Annotated in this window: 3 protein-coding genes and 1 pseudogene; 2 read left to right on the forward strand and 2 right to left on the reverse strand. The window is 70.7% G+C overall.

From position 1 onward, the window contains the following. Nucleotides 1–88: 88 nt before the first annotated feature. Nucleotides 89–1287 (forward strand): annotated as a pseudogene (locus tag ABZ281_RS44830) (catalase); the annotation flags it as partial. 269 nt (nucleotides 1288–1556) lie between these two features. Here ABZ281_RS44830 and ABZ281_RS44835 read toward each other — a convergent pair. Both ABZ281_RS44835 and ABZ281_RS44840 read right to left on the reverse strand, forming a co-directional pair. Then, nucleotides 1557–2276: a Shedu anti-phage system protein SduA domain-containing protein gene (locus ABZ281_RS44835; RefSeq protein WP_356664085.1), complete on the reverse strand. Its 720-nt coding sequence runs from the start codon at nucleotides 2274–2276 to the stop codon at nucleotides 1557–1559. After that, nucleotides 2273–2413: a hypothetical protein gene (locus tag ABZ281_RS44840; protein ID WP_356664087.1), complete on the reverse strand. Its 141-nt coding sequence runs from the start codon at nucleotides 2411–2413 to the stop codon at nucleotides 2273–2275. The genes ABZ281_RS44835 and ABZ281_RS44840 overlap by 4 nt, the downstream gene beginning before the upstream one ends. Nucleotides 2414–2505: 92 nt before the next feature. Between ABZ281_RS44840 and ABZ281_RS44845 the strand changes: the two genes are divergently transcribed. Next, nucleotides 2506–2742, forward strand: a complete 237-nt coding sequence (locus tag ABZ281_RS44845) for a hypothetical protein (protein WP_356664089.1) — start codon at nucleotides 2506–2508, stop codon at nucleotides 2740–2742. Nucleotides 2743–2829 lie beyond the last annotated feature (87 nt).

The raw sequence follows: 2829 nt of genomic DNA on the forward strand, positions 1-2829 counted from the left end.
CGGCGTACGCCAGCCCCGCCATCTCGACGTAGTCGTGCACCGACGTGCGGATGCGGTCGGGCACCGGAACCGCCTCCCAGCTGTGCTCTCGCTCGGCGGCGCGGACGCGGTGCGCGACCCGCGCGGTTTCGCGGTGAAGTTCTACACCGAGGAGGGCAATTACGACCTCGTCGGGAACAACACCCCGGTGTTCTTCATCAAGGACCCGATCAAGTTCCCGGACTTCATCCACTCGCAGAAGCGCGATCCTCCCCCACTGCCCGAAAGGCGTGGGAGGTGCCCCCATCGGGCCGTCAGGAGCCGGACAACGTCTGGGACTTCTGGGCGCACTCCCCCGAGGCCACGCACCAGGTGACCTGGCTGATGGGCGACCGCGGCATCCCGGCCTCGTACCGGCACATGAACGGCTACGGCTCGCACACCTACCAGTGGACGAACAGCCGGGGGGAGGCGTTCTTCGTCAAGTACCACTTCAAGACCAACCAGGGCATCCGCTCCCTGAGCAGCGAGCAGGCCGCCGAGATCGCGGGCAAGGACCCGGGCTCGCACCAGACGGACCTGCTCCAGGCCATCGAGCGGGGTGTGCACCCGTCCTGGACGCTGCACGTCCAGCTGATGCCGGCGGCCGAGGCGGCGGACTACCGCTTCAACCCGTTCGACCTGACCAAGGTGTGGCCGCACCAGGACTACCCGCTGTGGCGGGTGGGCCGGCTGGTGCTGGACCGCAACCCGGACAACGTCTTCGCCGAAGTCGAGCAGGCCGCGTTCTCCCCGAACAACTTCGTGCCGGGCATCGGCCCCTCCCCGGACAAGATGCTCCAGGGCCGCCTGTTCGCCTACGCGGACGCCCACCGCTACCGCCTGGGCGTCAACCACACCCTGCTGGCCGTCAACGCGCCGAGGGCCACGACCGCGCAGAACTACGGCCGGGACGGCCTCATGGCGTCCAACCCGCAGGGCCGGTACGCCAAGAACTACGAGCCGAACTCCTACGACGGCCCGGTCGAGACCGGCCGCCCGCTCGCGGCGCCGCTGGCGGTGAACGGCCACACGGGCACCCACGAGGCGCCCCCGCACACCAAGGACGACGACTTCTTCCAGGCCGGCGAGCTGTTCCGGCTGATGTCCGCCGAGGAGAAGTCCCGCCTGGTCGCGAACATCGCCGGGGGTCTGTCCCAGGTCTCCCGCGACGACGTGATCGAGAAGAACCTCGCGCACTTCCACGCCGCCGACCCCGAGTACGGGCGGCGCGTGGAAGAGGCGGTCCGCGCCCTGCGCGAGGACTGAACTCCCTGACCGTGTCCGACCGCCCGGGGCGACCCGGATGAGGGGGGGGTCCCCCGGGGCACGGACACGGCCAGGGCGCGGACCGCGGCGGCTGCGAGCCAGTGCGGTGGTGAAGGACCCGGCCCGGCTTCTCGACCTGAGGGAAGCCCGCCCGGAGCCCGTCGCACCCGCCGCGGTCCCAGCACCCCCCACTCCCCAGACCCCGTCCGGCGGCGCGAACGTCCTGTCGCGCCCAGCCTCGCTCCGCCGGACGGCCAGCCACCCGCTCCCTACACCGGGCCGTCTCCGGCGAGGGAGCGTTCGGCGTTGTCCACGAGCTCTTTGTACGTCAGCACCTCCACCCGGGTGAGGTGCGCGTTGAACGTCCGCAAAGCCTCGTTGACCTCTTCCTCCGCCACCTCGGGATGCAGCGCGGGGTGCCCGACCAGGACAAGGGCGCTTGCCCGCCGGGGCTCGATACCGAAGTCGGCACGGATCCGCTCGCGGTTCTCGTCCAGCCCCGTGAGGTAGTTGACCGCCTGGCCGACGGCCTCGTGCACCTGCGCCGCCGGTACCCACGCGGCGCGATGCCGCTTGACGAGGGGGCCCTTGAGACTCATGGATCGCTTGAGCTCGACGATGTGCAGCGCCCCGTCACCCCGTATCAGCGGGATGTCGACCTCGTCCCCCGGCACGAGAGGCGCCGCCTCCTCGACGAACCGTCCGCCGAAGATCCAGTGCTGTCCGTCCAGCGCCCGCTGCACATCTGCCTCTGATGCCGTGCGGTCCTCGACGACGGTCCGCAGCTCCTTGAGCCGGGCGGCTCGCCGCCGCAGTTCGGCGGCCTGCAGCAGGATGCGCCCCTGGTCGTCGGCGGCCAGTAGAGCCAGGGCCTCGGGCGAGGCGACGATCTTCCGGGCTTCAGCGGCCGGGTCCATGACGTCGATCCGGCCGCTGCGGATGATCCGCTCCAGCCACAGGGTGATCTCGGCACGGCCCCGCGGAATCACATAGCGCCCGGGACGGTCTTCGGGGCCTGGAGGAACAGCGCGTCCTCGCCCTGCGCACGGAAGTGTTCCAGGAAGTCCTCGATGCCGGCCTCGGGGTGTTCCGCCAGGAACTCCTGAGGGACGACGACCTCGCCCACGCCTACCGCGACTGGCTCCAAGCCGCTTGACAGCGATAGGAGCATCAACGCCCGGGGATGCGCATCCGTCGCTCCCGCAGGACGCTGAAGGCATGGCACCTCCCACCGAGCATCCGCATGTCGTGGTCCACGCCCCCGCTCTGGACGGCTCCCGCCGGGTCACCCTGGATGAGGAGCCGCTGGGCGTCGCCACCCACACCGATGACGTCGCCGAGATCCTGCGGCTGGCCGACCTGTACGTCACGGACGTCGCGGAGAGCGACCTCGTGGAGTGGCAGGGCGGCGGGCCGGACGACTGGCCGGGGCTGTCGGAGCATCACGACGCGTGAGCGCGCCCACGGCACCGGTCGTACAGCCGTACGGAACCCTCAAGTCAACCTCTGCACCCGGCCCCGGGGGCTTCGACTGCCCCCGGG

It is taken from the genome of Streptomyces sp. NPDC006265, assembly GCF_040613555.1.
Lineage (GTDB): Bacteria > Actinomycetota > Actinomycetes > Streptomycetales > Streptomycetaceae > Streptomyces.

Excerpts from the sequence above, each read along its gene's own strand:
- ABZ281_RS44845 (WP_356664089.1), top strand. The coding sequence starts at position 2,506 with ATGGCACCTCCCACCGAGCATCCGCATGTCGTGGTCCACGCCCCCGCT.